The following is a 17,247-nucleotide window of genomic DNA, read 5'->3' as shown; positions in this document are numbered from 1 at the left end:
TTCAGCTTCAGTACGTCAACAGATTCTAATTGTCACTATTTGATTGTCAAGACAGTGGCACTGAAATATCCCCTCTCCGGCTGAGTTCGCCGGAGAGGGAAATGGTATCTGTCTTAGAAGTTGTACTTGGCAATGAGCTTGGCATCCCAGAGGTTGTCAGCATCTTCGCCGGCGCTGATGCCTTTGAAGTGATCACCCAGGAAGAGATAGCCGGCGCGGGCGCCGAGGGTCACGTTGGCGGTGAGTTTGTAGTAAGCTTCAGCGTTGATCTCGGTGCCGAGGTACTTGCTGTCGCCGTTGGCGCTACGTGCCTGGAGATCCTTGGCAACGGCGGCGAAGCCAGCGTTAGCGCTTGCGGATACCTTGTCGTTGAAGGTGTAGTCGTAGCCGAGGGTACCCATGATGACGCCTTCTTCGTTGTTGTTCACATCGTAGATGATGGCGTTGTCGATGGTGGTTGCGAACTTGTCACGGCCCAGCATGATCATTTCGGAATCATAGAACTGGCCACCCTCGGTTGCGCCGTTATCGGAAGAAGGCACATAGAAGGCATTCTTCCCGCCGGAAACGTAGAGGAACTCGGAACGGGCGGTACCGCCAGCCAGCGGCATCTTCGCGCCGACGTTGAAAGCGTAACCTTTGGCGTCACGACCGGTTGTGATGTCGCCAAACTGCTTCACAGCAAAGCCGTTCAGGGCAACCGGGCCGACGTTGCCGGCAGCGTTCAAGCCAAGGGTATGAACTTTGGCGTCCGGGTAAACGGTGTAGAAGCCCGGGGTGTGCTGGTCACGGATGAAGTAGTAAGCCGCGCCGACTGCGAGATCCTTCGAGATGTTGTACTTGCCGTCAAGGGAGTACATGTCGAAGGTGTTTTTGCCGAGCACGTCTTCCCCGGGTTTGCCGGCGTCAGCGGAGTCATGGAAACGGAAGTAACCGGCTGCGATGCTGGCGTTGGAGTAGTCATGGGAAAGAAGAACACCGGCCATGTCGGCATCGAACAGGATCCCTTTAAAGGAATCATTGTTCGGCATCATACCGATCTTGGTGTTGATCTGCGGGTAGTTCAGGTCGAGGTAAATGCTCTTGGTCTCCATGTTGACGGAGTCGGCACCGAGGGCACCACCGGAACCACGCGCAGCGGAGTTGTCATGAGAGTTGGGAGCGTAAGAGCTGTTGCCCCAGAAGTTGTAGTCGAACTCGAACTTGGTGACGAGTTTGACATGGTCGTCAGCTTTTGCTGTGTAACCCAACCGGAAACGCTGTACGAAGTAGTTGGCGGTCGGAGCGTCCTTTTCGATGAGGTTGGTGCCAGCGAAGTTGCCGACGTCGAAGAACGTGGTGAATGCGCCGCTGAACTGATTCTCGAGAGCGAGAGCGGAGCCTGCGGATGCTGCGGTAAGTGCGGTTGCGATGGCTACTACTAACAGCTTCTTGTTGCTTTTTTTCATTTACTGCCTCCTCGTGTGTAGTAATTGCATTACAGCGTTCTTAAAACTGCCCTGCCTGGTAAAACTGAGAAGAACCGTATCACCCCTTTCCCTTTATTGAATAAAAAACCTGGATACAGAACTGGCCCCGGCTGACGCAGGGGCCAGCGATAAACTACAATATCTGGCTCAAAAACAACTTGGCGCGCTCGTGCGTGGGCGCGGTGAAGAAGTGCTCTGGAGTGCCCTCCTCCACGATGCGACCCGCGTCCATGAATATGACGCGGTCCGCCACCTCGCGCGCGAAACCCATCTCGTGCGTGACCACGGCCATGGTCATGCCGTCCCTGGCGAGATCCTTCATGACGTCGAGCACCTCCCCGATCATCTCGGGGTCGAGCGCGGAGGTCGGCTCGTCGAACAGCATGAGTTTCGGGTCCATGGCGAGCGAACGGGCGATGGCCACGCGCTGCTGCTGACCGCCGGAGAGTTTGCCCGGGTACGACTTCGCCTTGGCGGCGAGGCCCACGCGCTCCAGAAGCGTCATGGCCTTCTCTTCGGCCTCCTGCTTCGTGCGCTTGCGCACCACGATCTGGGCGAGCGTCAGGTTTTCCAGGACGGTCTTGTGCGGAAAGAGGTTGAAGGACTGGAACACCATGCCCACTTCCTCGCGCACCTTGGTGATGTCGGTCTTCGGGTCGTAAAGATCCATCCCGTCAACGACGATGGTGCCCCGGTCGATCTCCTCGAGCCTGTTGATGGAACGGAGCAGGGTCGACTTCCCGGAACCGGAAGGACCGATGATGACCACCTTCTCGCCGTCATAAACATCTACTGAGACACGGTCCAGGGCCCGGAAGGAACCGTAGACCTTGATGATCTCTTTTGCCTCTACCATTTTCCTGCGGCTATTTATTGACACTGACACGCTCCTCCATTACGCCGATGATCTTCGAGAAGAACAAGGTGATGATCAGGTAGATCAGCGCGATGACCGTGTAGGTCTCAAAATAGGTGAAGGACTCGGAGGCGTACTCGCGGCCGCGACGCAAAAGGTCTGCGACGGCGATGATGGAAACCAGCGAGGAATCCTTCAAAAGGGCGATGAATTCGTTGCCCACCGGCGGGAGGATCACCTTCACCGCCTGGGGGAGGATGACGTGGATCATGGTCTGACGGCCGTTCATCCCGAGGGAGAGGGCCGCTTCACGCTGTCCCTTGGCGATGGACTCGATTCCGGCGCGTACCACCTCGCCCATGTAGGCGCCATAGCAGACGGCCATGGCGATGATGGCGGAAAGGATGGCCGGGACCTTTACGATGGTGCCGAGCGCGTAGTAGATGTAGAAGATCTGCACCAGCAGCGGGATGCCACGGATGACCTCCACGTACAGGGAGGCGACGCCGTTGAAGAAGCGGTTCTTGGAGATACGGCCAAGGCCGGTGATGAGGCCGATGACGATGGCCAGGAGTATCGCCCCGAGGGTCACCTGGAAGGTAACCGCGATGCCGTCGGGCACGAACTTGAGAATGTTGAGGTACGGGTCCGGCTTGCTCCAGACCAGGTAGGCGATGGTGCCGATGGCGCCAAAGAACGCTATGCGCCAGGCGGTGAACAGGCCGCGGTCGCTTTTACGGGGAATGGCGGCGCCGTCCCCTACATCGATGATCTGCTTCTTTGCTTCAGTGCTCATGCTTTTTTGTTACCGTCCCGGGCCGGTTGGTGCCGGCTTTTGTTGATGCGCTGCTGCTGCGGTTTCTGTTTAAAGAAAGCTCCTGCAGAATCGGTTACTACTGTCGGGTAGTCTTTCCGTTCTGCAGGAGCTTTGAGGGGTGTTACTTAAGCTGCCACTTTTTCTTCAGCTGAAGGTCGATCTTCTTTTTCTGGACTGCTGCGATCCCCTTGTTCAGCTGGGCCACCAGGTCCTTGTTGCCCTTTTTGACCACGATGCCGTAGGCCTCTTTGGTGAAGGACTTGCCCACGATCTTGAACTTGGAGCTGTACTCCTTCTTCTGCAGAGCGTAGGTGATGGCGGTCGGCTCGTCGCAGACCACACCGGCGATGCGGCCGGCAGCCATGTCCTCGAAAGCGAGGCCGACTTCGTCGTAGGTCTTAAGCTCGACGCCGGCAACCTTCTTGACCTCCATCGCGCCGGTGGTGCCGATCTGCGCGCCAACCTTCTTGCCTTTCAGGTCCGCGATCTTGGTCCCCTTCTCGGCCTTCGGCACTACCAGGATCTGGCCGATCTGGACATACGGGGTGGTGAAATCGTACTTGGCCTGGCGCTCCGGGGTGATGGTGACCGAGGAGATGATGGCGTCATACTGGCCAGCTTCCACACCGGCAAAGATGCCGTCCCAGGCGGTGTTCTTGAAGGTGACCTGCAGGCCTGCCTCTTTGGCGACAGCGGTCATGAAGTCGATGTCGAAACCGACGATCTTCTTGTTGGCGTCAACGAATTCCATCGGCGGCCAGGTTGCATCGGACGCGACGGTGATCGCCTTCGGAGCGGCGAAAGCCGCGGATACAAAACAGAGTCCCATAGCCAAAACTGCAGTCAGAGTACGAAGTGCTTTCATGCTTCCTCCATAAATTGTCTTTAATATTAAACGGAATACACCATTTAGCTTTTCGCCGCATACTTTTAAAGCTATTCCAGTCTCTTGTCAACCACTTATTAATTTGGCGTTGCGCTCGTTTTAAGCTCATGTTAACTTGTCATACCACAATTTAGTGAATTCAAGGTTTTATGAGGTCAAAAATACTTTGGGATCTATGAAAAAAATTCGAGCGGGTATACTTCTTTTGATAACGACGTTCTTCTGGGGCGTAACATTCACTGTGGTGAAGGACGCAATCAGCAAAGTTGACGTATTCGTTTTTCTATCTCAAAGATTTTTAATCGCCGCTGCAATCATGCTGCCTGTCGCTTTAACGCGCACTAATAGAATAAATATTAGATTACTCACACACGGATTCATTCTTGGAATTCTCTTATTTGCTTCCTACGCCTTCCAGACCGTGGCCTTGAAGTACACCAGCGCATCGAACACGGGCTTTCTGACCGGCCTCAGTGTCCTCCTCGTGCCGATCTTCGGTGCGGCCATCTTCCGGCATTCCGTCGGCCCGGGCATCAGGTGGGGGGTCGGTCTGGCAACTCCCGGCTTGTTCCTGCTCTGCACCGACGGCAGCCTGAGCTTCAACGTAGGCGATATCCTGGGAGCCGTCTGCGGGGCGTGCGTCGCGCTGCACCTCCTCTATACCAGCCACTTCGCCCGCCATGCCGACAGCGACGTTTACCTCTTGACGACCCTCCAACTCTCGGTTGTCGGGATCTTGAGCCTGGCAACGGCGGGCCTTCGCGGGCAGGAGGTCTTTGTCTGGCACCCGGGACTGCTCTGGACCCTGGTGGTCTGCGTGCTTATCGCGACCATTTTCGCCTTTTTGGTGCAGACCACCATGCAGAAATGGATCAGCCCCGCCCATACTGCGCTCATATTCTGCACCGAACCGGTCTTTGCCGCGGCCTACGCCTACTACGCTGCCGGCGAGAGGCTCGGGATCCTCGGTTTCCTGGGCGCTGCCTTGATCCTCGCCGGGATGATCGTTTCCGAACTGCTCCCCGATAGCGACGTGAGCGAGACGAGCGTGAGCGTTGCCGCCGAAGGGTGACCGGTAAGTTATCGGTTGACACAGGTTTCTCCTTATAATAATTTTTTTGCCCTAGCCATACCGGCACACGCACAAGGGGCGCACATGCCGCGCCAAAAGGGGACGTAATGATAAACACAGGAGATCACAGCGAGCTCAAGCACCATTTCGCCAGCGACAACTACGCAGGGATCTGCGCCGAGGCATGGCAGGCGATGGCTGAGGCCAACAGCGGGCTGGCCAGCTCCTACGGTGATGACCGCTGGACAGCCCAGGCATGCGAGAAGATCCGGGAGGTTTTCGAGACGGACTGCGAAGTCTTCTTCGTCTTCAACGGTACCGCCGCCAACTCGCTGGCGCTGGCATCTCTGTGCCAGTCCTACCACTCCATCGTATGCCACGAGATGGCGCACATCGAGACGGACGAGTGCGGCGCTTCGGAGTTCTTCTCCAACGGCACCAAGGTGCTGCTCGTTCCCGGCGATAACGGCAAGATCAACCTCGACGCCGTCGAGCACACCATCACCAAACGCAGCGATATCCACTATCCCAAGGCGCGGGCGCTCAGCATCACGCAGGCGACTGAACTGGGGACTCTTTATTCGGTAGAGGAACTGCAGGCGATAGGGGAGTTGGCGAAAAGATTCGACCTGAGGGTACATATGGACGGCGCGCGTTTCGCGAACGCGGTGGCAGCCTTGAGCGTCACGCCCAAGGAGATCAGCTGGCAGGCGGGTGTCGATGTTCTCACCTTCGGTGGGACCAAGAACGGCTTCGCCGTGGGCGAGGCCGTGGTCTTCTTCAACAAGCAGTTGGCCTACGAGTTCGACTACCGCTGCAAGCAGGCCGGACAGCTGGCCTCCAAAATGCGCTTCCTCACCGCCCCCTGGATCGGGATGCTGGAAAGCGGCGCATGGCTGAGAAATGCCGCGCACGCCAACAGCTGTGCACGTCTTTTGGCCAACGAGATCAAAAAGATACCGCAGGTCCGCATCATGTTCGAGAGCCAGGCCAACTCCGTTTTCCTGGAGATGGCACCGGACGCGCTGGAACGTCTCAGAGCCCGGGGCTGGCACTTCTACACCTTCATCGGGTCCGGCGGCGCCCGCTTCATGTGCTCCTGGGACACCAAGGTCGAGGAGGTCGCCAACCTCGTGGCTGACATCAAGGCAGTCGTTTAGAAGGGACTGGCTCCGTCAGGTGCCTGTCCCTCTAGTGGAACGCCCCTTTCAACTCAGCCATCGGCCTGAAGCTATTGACATCCCCCCACGAAAGAAGGGGCGCTGACTGCTATCAGCGCCCCTTCGTCGGTTTCGATAACGTGCTGCAGGCACATTAGCTTTCAGCAGCCCCATTTTCAACCGCAGCAACTTCATCCTGCAATCCAGCACCCCACCTGGGTCGTCTTGGTACGAGTAGAGGTCAAGTCCTCCCCGGAGTCCTGCAAGGTTTCCTTAAAATTGCACGAGTTTCCGCGAGACGTGCACAACTCTCGTCGCGAGTTGCCCAAGTCTTCTTGCGAGTTGCCCAAGTCTCCTTGCGAGTTGGTCAAGTCTTCTTGCGAGTTGGTCAAGTCTCATCGGGACTTGATCAACTGTCGTCATGATCTGTGCATTCTCGATGTGATTTGCGCATTCCGACCAGATCCCCAACTCAGGCCCGAATTGTGAACCTACCACTGCTCCAATTGCTGCGCCTTCGTGAAGTAGCGCCGGTAGCCCTGCGTGACGATCAGGTACGCCGTAATCGCAACGGCACCGGTGATGGCGCACATGATGGCAACCTGGTAACGAACCGCCACCATCGGTTCGGTGCCGGAAAGGATCTGGCCGGTCATCATCCCCGGCAGGGAGACGATCCCCATGGCGGCCATGGTGTTGGCAGTCGGCATGATGGCTGCGCGGAAGGCGTTGCGGAGCGCCGGTTTCGCCGCCTGGCGCGCACTAGCCCCGAGACAGAGAGCGGTCTCAATCTCCTCGCGCCGCTCCCGCATCTCCGCCCCCAGGCGTTCGGCGGCGAGACTCGCACCGTTCATGGAGTTGCCGATGATCATCCCGGCCAGCGGAATCAGGTAGCGCGGGTCGTACCACGGTGAGTAATGCACCACCAGCGAGCAGAAGACGAAGGTGACGCCCCCGCAGCCGATCAATAAAGCGCCGCCAACCACCTGGTAGAAACGCGGCATCTTGCGCTTGATGCGCGCACCGATCACCTGCAGCGAAAAACCTCCCATGACCAGGAGGATAGCCAGTACCGGCAACGGGTGCTGCACGGCGAAGATGAAATGGAGCAGGTAGCCCACCGCCAGCAGTTGGAACACCATGCGCAGCGAAGCCCAGAGCATCTGCCCTTCCTGGCCGATCCGCTTCAGCTTCGCGAGCCCGATCGCGAGCAGCACCAAACTGTAGGCAACAACCAGATCGAGGATGCCCAGATTCACCAAGCCCTGATTATCCATCTACCCCTCCTGGTCCGCAGGCTCCGACAGGAACCTCTTAAGCTCAATGCTCGCCGGGTGCGCCAGCAATTCGGCAGCCCTCCCCTGTTCCAGTATCCTTCCCGCCTCGAGGTAGAAACAGTAGTCAGCCACCTTTTCCGTCAGGCGCAGATCGTGAGTCACCATGATCATGGTGAGGTTTTTGCCGTGGCAGATCTCGCGCAGGGTGGCGGCGAGCGCGTCCGAAGTCCTGCGGTCCAGCGCACTGGTCGGCTCGTCCAAAAGGAGCACCCGGGGCTTGGTGATGAGAGCCCGGGCCACTCCCACCCGCTGCTGCTGTCCGAGCGACAGGGAACGCGCGTCGCGTTCCAGCAGTTCCCGGTCCAGCCGCGCCAGCGCCAACACCTCCGCGACTTCGGGGCTTTGTGCAGCAGGCGGAGTCTCGTGCCGGTAACGAAATGGGATCTGCAGGTTGTCGAGCACCGTCCCTTCGAACATGAACGGCTTCTGCGGCACCAGCGCCACCAGGCGGCGCAACTCGAGCGGGTCCATGGTGGAGATGTCTGTTCCCCCGACCGATATCCGCCCTTGGCTCGGCTCCGTGAGCCGGTTGATCAGGCGGATCAACGTGCTCTTCCCCCCGCCCGATGGGCCGATGATGGCCGTTATTTCTGCGACCTTCGCAGAAAAGGAAACAGCGTCGAGCAACGTGACGATGCCTCCATCAGCACTGCGCCCCGAGAACGAAACGTCGTCGAGGGTGACCATGTCCCTACCGGTTCTATTCAAGGTACCTTCTCTCTCCATATCGCTTACCCGATCGAAGCGAGCTCAAGCCTTCCGCCCCAACGCAGCATCAGCTCTCCACGCAGCCGTTCATGTCCCGGCTGGTCCAGTTCGGGATCCTTTTCGACCAGGGCAAAGGCCTCTTTGCGCGCCTGCTCCAGGACGCCGCCGTCGCGCAGGATGTCTGCTACGCGCAACTCGGGAAGCCCCGCTTGCCTGGTCCCCAGGAAGTCGCCCGGCCCGCGGATCTGCAGGTCCGCCTCGGCAATGACGAAGCCGTCCGAGCTCTTCACCATCACTTCCAGCCGCTTCTGGCCATCCTCGGAAAGCCTGTCACCCGCGAGCAGGATGCAGCGCGAGCGCTGGCTGCCGCGCCCTACCCTGCCGCGCAACTGGTGCAACTGCGAGAGCCCGAAGCGCTCCGCGTGCTCGATCACCATCACCGTGGCGTTAGGGACGTCGATGCCGACCTCGATGACCGTGGTGGACACCAGGATATCGGTCTCACCCGCCTTGAATCCCTTCATCACCGCTTCTTTCTCCGCGGCGCTCATCCTGCCGTGCAGCACGGCGACACGCAGGTCCGGGAAGACGTCCTGGGCGAGGTGCTCGGCCATCTGCACGGCGGCCTTCAGGTCTATCTTCTCGGACTCCTCGACGAGGGGGTAGATCACGTAGGCCTGCCTCCCCTTCCCGACCTCCTCGCGCACCAGGGAGTAGACCTCGCGGCGGCGCGACTCGCGCACCATGCGCGTCTCGATGGGCGTCCGTCCCGGCGGCAACTCGTCGATTACGGAGAGGGAGAGGTCGCCGAAAACGGTCATGGAAAGGGTGCGCGGGATCGGAGTCGCGGTCATGACCAGGATGTCCGGATTCGCTCCCTTCTTCTTCAAGAGGGCGCGCTGCACCACGCCGAAGCGGTGCTGCTCGTCGATGATACCCAGCCCCAGCCGGTGGAACTCGACCTTGTCCTGGATCATGGCGTGAGTACCCACCACGATGCGGGTCGCTCCGGACGCTATTTTCTCCAGGGTGTCGCCCTTCCCCTTGATGCTGGCGGTCAAAAGCGCGACCGGGATGCCGAGCTTTTCGCAGTAGCCATGGATGTTGAGGTAATGCTGCTCGGCCAAAAGCTCCGTCGGCGCCATGATGGCGACCTGGTAGTCGTTCTCCACGCAGATGAGGGCGGCCATGAGGGCGACAAGCGTCTTGCCGCAGCCGACATCCCCCTGCACCAGGCGGTGCATCGGGTGCGGCGCGATCATGTCCTCCTTGATCTCGGAGAGCACGCGCTTCTGCGCGCCGGTCAGGCTGAAAGGGAGCAGCTTGAGAAGTTCCTTGGTGTAGCGGTGGCTCACCTGGAAGCTGATGCCGTCCTCGAGCGCGATGCCGCGCTTCTTCATGGCGAGCCCAAGCTGCAGGAAGAACAGCTCGTCGAAGGCGAGCGAGCGGTGCGCCGCGGAGCGCCCGCTGTTAAGATCGGCAAGGGAAGTGGAAGGATCGGGCTGGTGCGCTTCCCTGAGCGCCACCGGGAGGCTCAGGAGGCGGTGCCGGCGTAAAAGATCCTCCGGGAGCGCCTCCTTCACGTAGCGGCTGTAACGGGGCACGGCGTCGCGCATGATGCGGCGCATGATCTTCTGGCTCACCCCTTCGGTAAGCGGATAAACGGGAATGATCCGGCCGAAGTTCTCCGGGTCGCGCGCCATGACCTGCTCGACATCCTCCCCCTCACCGGCCCACTCCACCTCGGGGTGGTGCATCTCGCGCTGGAAGCCGAACTGGGAAACGTCGCCGATGAAGATACCGCGCCTGCCCGGGGTGAACTGCTTCTTCAAGAAGTTGGGATGGAAGTTGAACCACTTGAGCGGCAGACTGCCGGTCTCGTCACGGACGATAGCCTCGAAGTAGCGTCTCCCCCCCTTGGTGACCTGCGCCTCGGCGGAGACCACGGTGGCGAAGAAGGCCTCGGAATTGCCGGGGCGCAGTTCCACGATCCGCTTCAACTGGCGCCGGTCCTCGTAGCGGTTGGGGAGGATGTAGAGGGCATCCTCGACCGTGGCGATCCCCTTTTTCGCCAGAAGATCGGCGAGCTTGGGCCCCACCCCCTTGATGGCGGTCATCGGGGTCTTCAGTTCTTCGGGGACGGAAACGGTGGCGGCTGTTGCAGACTTGACGGATTTGACGGGTTTAGCAGGGACGTGCCTGGTGACGCGGAGAGTGCCTTCGACGATCTCCACGCTGACCTGATCGCCGGGAGCGAGCTTCAGGGCATCCCTGAGCTGTTCCGGAAGTCTGAGCGACCCGTCTGGCGCGAGCGTTATGATCGGCATGGGAGAAAAAGGGAGAAAAAGAAAGGCGCCCGGAGCAGGCTCCGGGCGCCGGTCGTGGTTAGGCGAAGATCTTGTTGAGGTCAGCGACGATGTCGTCCACGTTGATGCCGTGGGCGGCGCACCCCTGCTCCAGGGACTCGTTCTGAGCACCCATGCAGCCGATGCAGCCGAGGTTGTATTTAGCGAGCACCTTGACGACGTCCGGGTGCATCCTCATCACTGCGGCAAAAGTCATGTCCTTGGTTACCTGAGCCATGTAAATCCTCCTGGTCACGCGCTGGCGCGCATGTTGGTTGTGGTGCGAAACGGGTTAGTGCTGCTGCTACTCGTAGCGGATCTCGATGATCTCGTATTCCTTCATCCCGGAGGGAACGCTGACGCGGACGGTGTCATCCAGCTTGTGCCCGATCAGCGCCTTGCCCACCGGCGAGGTGCAGGAGATCTTGCCCAGCTTGATGTCGGCCTCGTCCTCACCGACGATCTTGTAGGTGATCTCTTCCTCGGTCGCGGTGTCGTACACGGTAACCGTGGCGCCGAAAACCACCTTGTCCGGCTTCAGGTTGGACAGGTCGACCACGTAGGCCCGCGCCAGTTTGTCCTGCAGCTCCAGTATGCGCCCTTCGATGAAACCCTGACGGTTCTTGGCCGCATCGTACTCCGCATTTTCAGAGAGATCGCCGTGTGCCCTGGCCTCTGCGATATCCTGGATTACCTTGGGGCGCTCTTCCTTAATCAGGCGTTTGAGGTCCTCCTGAAGGGCCTCGTAACTCTCCTTGGTCAATGGAACTGTCTGAGACATCGTATTTTGCTCCTTGATGAACTTATAGGGGGCCTGGAGGCCCCCCGCTGTGCTGCATGTGCTGGATTTGGAAAGGGAGCGCCTAGTGCGGCGCTCCCCGGTCGGTTACTTCAGATATTCCTGGATGGACTTCACTTCCAGCTTGGACTGCGCCGTGGCGATGATGCCATCGACCGCGGCCCGTGCCCCCGATGCCGTCGTGTAGTAGGCGACGTTGTTGATCAGGGTGTTCCTGCGGATCGAGTAGGAGTCCGCCACGGCCTGGGCACCGTGTGTGGTGTTGATCACCATGCAGATCTCGTTGTTCTTGATCGCATCCACGATGTGGGGGCGCCCTTCGAGAACCTTGTTGATCACCTGGACGGGGACTCCCTTTTCCTGCAGGTAGCTCGCCGTACCGCGCGTGGCGACCAATTCGAAGCCCTGATCATACAGTCTTTTTGCCACGCTGACAATATGTTTTTTGTCCAAATCTTTCACAGATATGAAGACTTTACCGGTTGTCGGCAGCTTCACGTTGGCACCCATCTGGGCCTTCGCGTAGGCCTTGGCGAAGGTATCGCCGATGCCCATGACCTCTCCGGTCGACTTCATCTCCGGTCCGAGGATGGTGTCGACACCGGGGAACTTGGCGAAGGGGAAGACGGATTCCTTAACCGAGATGTGCTCGGGAATGATCTCCTCGGTGACCCCCAGCTCGGTCAGGGTCTTGCCGGCCATGACGCGCGCCGCGATCTTCGCCAGCGGCCTGCCGGTCGCCTTGGATACGAAGGGCGAGGTACGCGAGGCGCGCGGGTTCACCTCGATGATGTAGATGTCGTTGTCCTTGACGGCGTACTGAACGTTCATCAGCCCCTTAACGTTCAGCTCCAGCGCCATCACCTTGGTCTGGCGCCTGATCTCCTCCACGATCTCCTGGGAGATGGAGTACGGCGGCAGGGAGCAGGCCGAGTCGCCGGAGTGGATGCCCGCCTCCTCGATGTGCTCCATGATGCCGCCGATGACGGCGATGCTGCCGTCGCACAGCGCGTCCACGTCGATCTCGATGGCCTCGTCCAGGAACTTGTCGATCAGGATCGGGTGCTCCGGGGAAGCCTGCACCGCGGTGTGCATGTAACGGCGCAGGTTGTCCACGTCGTACACGATCTCCATGGCGCGGCCGCCCAGAACGTACGAGGGGCGGACCACCACGGGGTAGCCGATGCGGTCGGCGACGGCCTCGGCCTCCTCGAAGGAGCGGGCGGTGCCGTTCTCGGGCTGGCGCAGGTTCAGCTTCTGCAGCATCTCCTGGAAACGCTCGCGGTCCTCGGCGCGGTCGATGGCGTCCGGCGAGGTGCCGATGATGGGAACGCCCGCCTTCTCCAGGGCGACGGCGAGTTTGAGCGGGGTCTGGCCGCCGAACTGCACGATGACGCCGGTCGGCTTCTCGACGTCCACGATGTTGAGCACGTCCTCGAGGGTGAGCGGCTCGAAGTAGAGACGATCCGAGGTGTCGTAGTCGGTGGAGACGGTCTCCGGGTTGCAGTTGACCATGATGGTCTCGTAGCCGTCATCGGAGAGGGCGAAGACGCCGTGCACGCAGCAGTAGTCGAACTCTATACCCTGGCCGATGCGGTTGGGTCCGCCGCCCAGGATGATGATCTTCTTGCGGTCGGTCGGCTCCGCCTCGCACTCCTCCTCGTAGGTCGAGTAGAGGTACGGGGTGTGGGCCACGAACTCGGCGGCGCAGGTGTCGACCCGCTTGAACACCGGCTTCACGCCGACGGAAAGACGCAGCGCGCGCACCTCACCTTCGGTGATCTTCCAGAGCTGTGCCAGGTACTTGTCCGAGAAGCCGTAGCGCTTGGCCTCCCAGAGGGTATCGCGCAACACCTCGCCGCCCGCCTTGAGGTCGGCCTCTTTAAGGCACTCCTCCATCTCGATGATCTGGCGGATGTTGTGCAGGAACCAGGGATCGATGGCGGTGAGGGCGTAGATCTCGTCCACGGTCATGCCGCAGCGGAAGGCGTCGCCCACGTACCAGAGGCGGTCGCAGTTGGGGGTCCTGAGCTTGTCCAGCAGGAGGTTGCGTTCCTTCTCGGTGAGGGCCCGGCGGGTGTCGCCGCCCACGCCGAAGAAGCGGGACTCGAAGCCGCAGGAACCGATCTCCAGGGAGCGGAGCGCCTTCTGGAAGCTCTCCTTGAAGGTGCGGCCGATGGACATGACCTCGCCCACCGACTTCATCTGGGTGGTGAGGGTCGCGTCCGCCGCCGGGAACTTCTCGAAGGTGAAGCGCGGGATCTTGGTCACCACGTAGTCGATGGTCGGCTCGAAGCAGGCCGGGGTCTCCTTGGTGATGTCGTTGGTGATCTCGTCCAGGGTGTAGCCGACGGCGAGCTTAGCGGCGATCTTAGCGATCGGGAAGCCGGTCGCCTTGGAGGCGAGCGCCGAGGAGCGGGATACGCGCGGGTTCATCTCGATGACGATGAGGCGGCCGTTTTTCGGGTTGATGCCGAACTGGATGTTGGACCCGCCAGTGTCGACGCCGATCTCGCGGATGATCTTGAGCGAGGCGTCGCGCAGGATCTGGTATTCCTTGTCGGTGAGCGTCTGCGCCGGAGCCACCGTGATGGAGTCGCCGGTGTGCACGCCCATGGCGTCGAAGTTCTCGATGGAGCAGATGATCACGACGTTGTCGGCCGTGTCGCGCATGACCTCGAGCTCGTACTCCTTCCAGCCGATCAGGGACTCCTCGACCAGGATCTCGTCGGTCGGGGAGGCCTCGATGCCCGCCATGGACATGCGCTCGTACTCTTCCATGTTGTAGGCGATGCCGCCGCCGGTGCCGCCCAGGGTGAAGGAGGGGCGGATGATGGCAGGGAAGCCGACGTGCTTGATCACCTCCATCGACTCCTGGTAGTTGTGCGCCAGACCCGACCTCGGGATGTCGAGGTCGATCCTCACCATCGCCTCCTTGAACAGGGTGCGGTCCTCGGCCTTCTTGATGGCCGGGAGCTTCGCGCCGATGAGTTCCACCCCGAACTTCTCCAGGGTGCCGTTCTCGGCCACCGCGACCGCGGTGTTGAGCGCGGTCTGGCCGCCCAGGGTCGGGAGCACCGCGTCCGGGCGCTCCTTCTCGATGATCCTGGCTAGGACCTCCGGGGTCACCGGCTCGATGTAGGTGGCGTCGGCGAAGTCCGGGTCGGTCATGATCGTCGCCGGGTTGGAGTTCAGGAGGACTACCTGGTACCCCTCCTCCTTGAGAGCCTTGCAGGCCTGGGTGCCGGAGTAGTCGAACTCGCACGCTTGGCCAATGACGATCGGGCCCGCGCCGATGATGAGTATCTTCTTGATGTCTGTGCGTTTAGGCATTGTAAATCACTCCATTACTCTCTTTATTAAACACGTTCCGTCGGAAGCGAATCTTTAAAGGCGGGCGAATGATTATTCGCCCCTACGGGTGCCGAGGTCGTTCATGTGAATCATCTTTGCTTTACAATTCAGGTTTTGTAGGGGCGAATGATTATTCCCCCAAACAGGTGCCGAGGTCGTTCACGTGAATCATCTTGGTCTGCAGGTCAGGTTTTGTAGGGGCGAATAATCATTCGCCCAAAGGTTCTTCCTGTACCCAGCCGTTTTCCAGCTCCAACTCTTCCAGCGCCTCGACCGCCTCGGCGTACTCCGCGCTGGTGATCCTTCTTTCAATCCCCGGAGTCTGCGCCGCGGCGTGGGCCGGGAAATATTGACTCATCAAAGCGATGTGCGTTTCCGTCCCGAGGTTCTCCGCGATCCAGGCCAGGGTCTCCGGGCTCCCCGCCTGCCCTTCCGGCAGGACCAGGTGCCGCACGATCAGGCCGCGCACCGCGATGCCGTTATCATCGCATTCCAGGTGCCCCACCTGCCTCAGCATCTCGGGAAGGGCGAGACGGTTCACCTCGGTGTAACCCTTGGCTCCGGATAGCTTTAGCGCCACTTCGTTGCAGCAGTACTTCATGTCCGGCAGGTAGATGTCCACCACGCCGTCCAGCAGGGCCAGGGTCTCCAGGCTCTCGTAACCGCTCGTGTTCCACACGATGGGGATGCGGAACCCCTTGCGGATGGCGAGGTAAAGCGCGGCCAGGATCTGCGGCGTGAAGTGGGTCGGCGTGACGAAATTTATGTTGTGCACGCCCTTCTTCTGCAGCCCCACCATCTTATCGGCCAACTGCCCCACAGTAAGATCGGTGCCGTTTCTGAGCTGGCTGATCGGGAAGTTCTGGCAGAACTTGCAGTTCAGGGTGCATCCCGACAGGAAGATGGTGCCGGAGCCCTTCGTGCCGGAGATGGGCGGCTCCTCGCCGCGGTGCACGTTGGCGGAGGCGATACGCACCTCTTTGCCGCTTTCGCACAGCCCCGTCTCCCCTTTCAAGCGGTTCACACCGCAGGTATGGGGGCAGAGGTCGCAGGCGGCGAGGCGGGCGTAAGCCATCTTGATGCGCCGCGCCAGCTCGCCGTTTTCAAAAAGTCCCTGGTACGTCGTGCGTTTCAATCAACACCTTCGACCAACTCTTCAGTCTCCCCTCCCCTCGCGGGAGGGGTTAGGGGGTGGGGGTAGATGCCACAGCCTGCTCAGCTTGCGGCTTCACCCACCCCCCCCTCCTGGCAAGGGAGGAGGAGGAAGATCCGCCTATTATTTATGCTTCTCCATCATCTCCACGAACCTGTCAAACAGGTAGTGCGAGTCATGCGGCCCGGGGGACGCCTCGGGGTGGTGCTGCACCGAGAAGATGGGGAGCGTCTTGTGCGCCATACCCTCGACAGTCTGGTCGTTCAGGTTCTCGTGGGCGAGACCGGCCACGTTGGAGAGCGACAGGATATCGACCGAGAAGCCGTGGTTCTGGGCGGTGATCTCGACCTTCCTGGTGGACATGTCCATGACCGGGAGGTTGGAGCCGTGGTTGCCGAACTTCAGCTTGATGGTGCGGCCGCCCAGGGCGAGTCCCAGGAGCTGGTGACCGAGGCAGATGCCGAAGATCGGCTTTTTGCCCACGAACTTCTTGATGTTTTCGATCACTTCCTTCATCGGCTCCGGGTCGCCCGGGCCGTTGGAGAGGAAGATGCCGTCCGGGTTCATGGCCAGTGCGGACTCGGCCGGGAAAGTGGCCGGGACCACGGTCACGTCGCAGCCGGCGGAGACCAGGCAACGCAGGATGTTCAGCTTGATGCCGAAGTCGTAGGCGACGACCTTGTACTTCAGGTCCCGCTTGTCGACTTCCGGGTAGCCGGTCTGCAGGTCCCACAGCCCCTGGGTCCAGTGGTAGGGGGCGGAGCAGGTGACGCCGGTGGCGAGGTCAAGGCCGCTCATGGACGGGATGGCGCGGGCCTTTTTCACCAGGCTCTCCGGATCGAAGTCGATGGTGGAGATGATGCCGTTCTGGGCCCCCTTGTCGCGCAGGTGCCTAGTCAGGGCGCGGGTGTCGATCCCCTGGATCCCCACGACGCCGTTCTCCTTCAGGTAGGCGTCCAGGCTCATGGTGGCGCGGTAGTTGGAGTAGCAGTCGAGATACTCGCGCACGATGAAGCCGGAGAGGTAGAGCTGGTTGCTCTCGATATCCTCCGGGTTAATCCCGGTGTTCCCGATCTGGGTATAGGTCATGGTGACCATCTGCCCCTTGTAGGAGGGGTCGGTGAGCACTTCCTGGTAGCCCGACATGGCGGTGTTGAACACCACCTCGCCGCTGGTTTCGCCCGTTGCGCCGAAGGCCTTCCCTTTAAAAATCCGGCCGTCCGCCAGAGCCAGCACTGCTTTCATGTATCTTCTCCCGAATCCGTTATATTTCTGCCGCGCGGTGAGCGCG

At 60.4% G+C, this 17,247-nt stretch carries 14 protein-coding genes; 2 read left to right on the top strand and 12 right to left on the bottom strand.

Annotated elements, in window-relative coordinates:
- Window positions 1–113: 113 nt before the first annotated feature.
- The 4 genes from KP001_RS04095 to KP001_RS04080 all read right to left on the bottom strand — a co-directional run bounded on the left by KP001_RS04095 (window position 114) and on the right by KP001_RS04080 (window position 4,007).
- Complete coding sequence (locus KP001_RS04095) at window positions 114–1,448, bottom strand: alginate export family protein (protein WP_217288304.1); 1,335 nt, start codon at window positions 1,446–1,448, stop codon at window positions 114–116.
- A 154-nt stretch (window positions 1,449–1,602) separates the two neighbouring features.
- Window positions 1,603–2,325 carry an amino acid ABC transporter ATP-binding protein gene (locus KP001_RS04090; RefSeq protein WP_217288303.1) on the bottom strand — a complete coding sequence of 241 codons (723 nt, stop codon included), beginning with the start codon at window positions 2,323–2,325 and terminating at the stop codon, window positions 1,603–1,605.
- A gap of 10 nt (window positions 2,326–2,335) precedes the next feature.
- Window positions 2,336–3,121, bottom strand: coding sequence for an amino acid ABC transporter permease (locus KP001_RS04085; RefSeq protein ID WP_217288302.1), 786 nt, complete (start codon window positions 3,119–3,121; stop codon window positions 2,336–2,338).
- A 142-nt stretch (window positions 3,122–3,263) separates the two neighbouring features.
- Window positions 3,264–4,007 (bottom strand): basic amino acid ABC transporter substrate-binding protein, encoded by a 744-nt coding sequence (locus KP001_RS04080; protein WP_217288301.1) that lies wholly within the window; start codon window positions 4,005–4,007, stop codon window positions 3,264–3,266.
- Between the two features lie 196 nt (window positions 4,008–4,203).
- On the opposite strand from KP001_RS04080, the gene KP001_RS04075 reads away from it, so the two are divergent.
- Both KP001_RS04075 and KP001_RS04070 read left to right on the top strand, forming a co-directional pair.
- Complete coding sequence (locus KP001_RS04075; protein ID WP_217288300.1) at window positions 4,204–5,100, top strand: DMT family transporter; 897 nt, start codon at window positions 4,204–4,206, stop codon at window positions 5,098–5,100.
- Between the two features lie 107 nt (window positions 5,101–5,207).
- On the top strand, window positions 5,208–6,260 hold the full coding sequence (locus KP001_RS04070) for a threonine aldolase family protein (protein ID WP_217288299.1): 1,053 nt from the start codon (window positions 5,208–5,210) through the stop codon (window positions 6,258–6,260).
- 491 nt (window positions 6,261–6,751) lie between these two features.
- On the opposite strand, the gene KP001_RS04065 is transcribed toward KP001_RS04070, so the two are convergent.
- From KP001_RS04065 to carA, 8 genes are all read right to left on the bottom strand, one after another.
- Window positions 6,752–7,537, bottom strand: a complete 786-nt coding sequence (locus KP001_RS04065; RefSeq protein ID WP_217288298.1) for an ABC transporter permease — start codon at window positions 7,535–7,537, stop codon at window positions 6,752–6,754.
- Window positions 7,538–8,305 carry an ABC transporter ATP-binding protein gene (locus tag KP001_RS04060; protein ID WP_239027887.1) on the bottom strand — a complete coding sequence of 256 codons (768 nt, stop codon included), beginning with the start codon at window positions 8,303–8,305 and terminating at the stop codon, window positions 7,538–7,540. It abuts the gene before it with no gap.
- A 23-nt stretch (window positions 8,306–8,328) separates the two neighbouring features.
- Window positions 8,329–10,632 carry an ATP-dependent DNA helicase RecG gene (recG, locus tag KP001_RS04055; RefSeq protein ID WP_217288296.1) on the bottom strand — a complete coding sequence of 768 codons (2,304 nt, stop codon included), beginning with the start codon at window positions 10,630–10,632 and terminating at the stop codon, window positions 8,329–8,331.
- 58 nt (window positions 10,633–10,690) lie between these two features.
- Window positions 10,691–10,888 carry a DUF1858 domain-containing protein gene (locus tag KP001_RS04050; protein WP_217288295.1) on the bottom strand — a complete coding sequence of 66 codons (198 nt, stop codon included), beginning with the start codon at window positions 10,886–10,888 and terminating at the stop codon, window positions 10,691–10,693.
- A 66-nt stretch (window positions 10,889–10,954) separates the two neighbouring features.
- On the bottom strand, window positions 10,955–11,431 hold the full coding sequence (greA, locus tag KP001_RS04045; protein ID WP_216499045.1) for a transcription elongation factor GreA: 477 nt from the start codon (window positions 11,429–11,431) through the stop codon (window positions 10,955–10,957).
- Between the two features lie 105 nt (window positions 11,432–11,536).
- On the bottom strand, window positions 11,537–14,782 hold the full coding sequence (carB, locus tag KP001_RS04040; RefSeq protein ID WP_217288294.1) for a carbamoyl-phosphate synthase large subunit: 3,246 nt from the start codon (window positions 14,780–14,782) through the stop codon (window positions 11,537–11,539).
- Between the two features lie 229 nt (window positions 14,783–15,011).
- Window positions 15,012–15,878 carry a radical SAM protein gene (locus KP001_RS04035; protein ID WP_217289545.1) on the bottom strand — a complete coding sequence of 289 codons (867 nt, stop codon included), beginning with the start codon at window positions 15,876–15,878 and terminating at the stop codon, window positions 15,012–15,014.
- 201 nt (window positions 15,879–16,079) lie between these two features.
- The gene (gene carA, locus KP001_RS04030; protein WP_217288293.1) at window positions 16,080–17,201 is read right to left on the bottom strand and encodes a glutamine-hydrolyzing carbamoyl-phosphate synthase small subunit; all 1,122 of its coding nucleotides are present in this window, start codon (window positions 17,199–17,201) and stop codon (window positions 16,080–16,082) included.
- Window positions 17,202–17,247 lie beyond the last annotated feature (46 nt).

The organism is Geomonas subterranea (assembly GCF_019063845.1).
GTDB classification, from domain to species: Bacteria; Desulfobacterota; Desulfuromonadia; order Geobacterales; family Geobacteraceae; genus Geomonas; species Geomonas subterranea.
Note: the sequence above shows the minus strand (reverse complement) of the source record. Positions and strands in the feature narration are given on the sequence as shown.

Bases quoted from the DNA above. Each gene is read 5' to 3' on its own strand.
- KP001_RS04095 (WP_217288304.1), bottom strand. From the start codon at position 1,448: ATGAAAAAAAGCAACAAGAAGCTGTTAGTAGTAGCCATCGCAACCGCA.
- KP001_RS04090 (WP_217288303.1), bottom strand. From the start codon at position 2,325: ATGGTAGAGGCAAAAGAGATCATCAAGGTCTACGGTTCCTTCCGGGCC.
- KP001_RS04085 (WP_217288302.1), bottom strand. From the start codon at position 3,121: ATGAGCACTGAAGCAAAGAAGCAGATCATCGATGTAGGGGACGGCGCC.
- KP001_RS04080 (WP_217288301.1), bottom strand. From the start codon at position 4,007: ATGAAAGCACTTCGTACTCTGACTGCAGTTTTGGCTATGGGACTCTGT.
- KP001_RS04075 (WP_217288300.1), top strand. From the start codon at position 4,204: ATGAAAAAAATTCGAGCGGGTATACTTCTTTTGATAACGACGTTCTTC.
- KP001_RS04070 (WP_217288299.1), top strand. From the start codon at position 5,208: ATGATAAACACAGGAGATCACAGCGAGCTCAAGCACCATTTCGCCAGC.
- KP001_RS04065 (WP_217288298.1), bottom strand. From the start codon at position 7,537: ATGGATAATCAGGGCTTGGTGAATCTGGGCATCCTCGATCTGGTTGTT.
- recG (WP_217288296.1), bottom strand. From the start codon at position 10,632: ATGCCGATCATAACGCTCGCGCCAGACGGGTCGCTCAGACTTCCGGAA.
- KP001_RS04050 (WP_217288295.1), bottom strand. From the start codon at position 10,888: ATGGCTCAGGTAACCAAGGACATGACTTTTGCCGCAGTGATGAGGATG.
- greA (WP_216499045.1), bottom strand. From the start codon at position 11,431: ATGTCTCAGACAGTTCCATTGACCAAGGAGAGTTACGAGGCCCTTCAG.
- carB (WP_217288294.1), bottom strand. From the start codon at position 14,782: ATGCCTAAACGCACAGACATCAAGAAGATACTCATCATCGGCGCGGGC.
- KP001_RS04035 (WP_217289545.1), bottom strand. From the start codon at position 15,878: ATGGCTTACGCCCGCCTCGCCGCCTGCGACCTCTGCCCCCATACCTGC.
- carA (WP_217288293.1), bottom strand. From the start codon at position 17,201: ATGAAAGCAGTGCTGGCTCTGGCGGACGGCCGGATTTTTAAAGGGAAG.